We start from the raw sequence: 1,193 nt of genomic DNA on the forward strand, positions 1-1,193 counted from the left end.
GGCGGATTGTAAAATCAAATTGAACACTTCGTTCAAATATTAAAAAAAGTCCATTTGGACTCTTTGATAGAATGTAATTAACCACAAAAACTTCTAGAAAAGAGATTCAAATGAACTTATTACATTCTATCACAGACACTCATACTAAAGGCAAGCATCTTTCTTTTGAAAACAGAGTTGAAATCCAAACTTTGCGCAAAGAAGGCTATTCCATGCGTGCTATTGCACGCAAGCTTAACTGCTCTCCTAGTACGATCAAATATGAAATAGATCGCGGTACTGTCACTTTGTATAACGGCAATGTCAAACGCTATCACGCTAAAGCTGGTCAAGAGGCTTATAATCGTCACCGCTTGAATTCTGGACGTAAGCCGCACTATCTGCTTAAGAAGCACTTCATTGATTATGTGCAAGAACATTTCTTTAACTCTGGCTGGTCTTTGGATGCCTGTGTTGGCCGCTCCCTGGCAACGGGACTGTTTACCAGGAATCAGATTGTCTGCACCAGAACTCTTTACCGCTACGTAGATTCAGGCCTTCTCCAGATTCAAAATACTGATCTGCCAGAAAAACTTACCCGCAATACCAAAACCAAGCGTATTCGTGCAAATAAAAAGAAACTTGGCCGCAGTATTGAAGACAGGCCCAAATATATTGATCAGCGCAAAGAGTTCGGTCACTGGGAATGTGATCTGGTCTTAGGGCATAAAACCAAAGACGATGAAGTTCTGCTGACCTTGTATGAGCGAATGACCCGTAAGTTCATGATAGTTCCAATTCCTGACAAGACAGCTGGCAGCGTAATGACGGCCTTTAACAACTTGAAGGCTCAATATCAAGAACATTGGAATGAAGTCTTTAAAACGGTAACTACAGACAACGGTTCTGAATTTGCGGATCTTTCCCAGCTTGAGGATATCTCAAACACTTTAGTCTACTATGCTCATCCTTATACTTCTTGTGATAAAGGCGGGGTTGAATGTCATAATCGTTTAATTAGACGCTTTATTCCTAAAGGTGAGTATGTTAAGAATTATAGCTTGGATGACATCTTCTCAATTGAGCTCTGGATTAATGATCTACCTAGAAAAGTATTGAGCTACCATACTCCAGATGAACTATTTGAAAGAAGATTAGATTCAATATACAGAATTTAATTTTCAAAAGTGTTCAATTTGAAATTGCAATTTTCG

At 39.1% G+C, this 1,193-nt stretch carries 1 protein-coding gene; it reads left to right on the forward strand.

The genetic code is table 11. From position 1 onward, the window contains the following. The first annotated feature begins 110 nt into the window (after nt 1-110). Entirely contained in the window at nt 111-1,157 is a 1,047-nt protein-coding gene (locus CP368_RS10015; RefSeq protein ID WP_065991187.1) for an IS30 family transposase, read from the forward strand. The last annotated feature ends 36 nt before the right edge of the window (nt 1,158-1,193 follow it).

This window comes from Lactobacillus sp. UMNPBX17 (assembly GCF_002553735.1).
Classification (GTDB): Bacteria; Bacillota; Bacilli; order Lactobacillales; family Lactobacillaceae; genus Lactobacillus; species Lactobacillus gallinarum.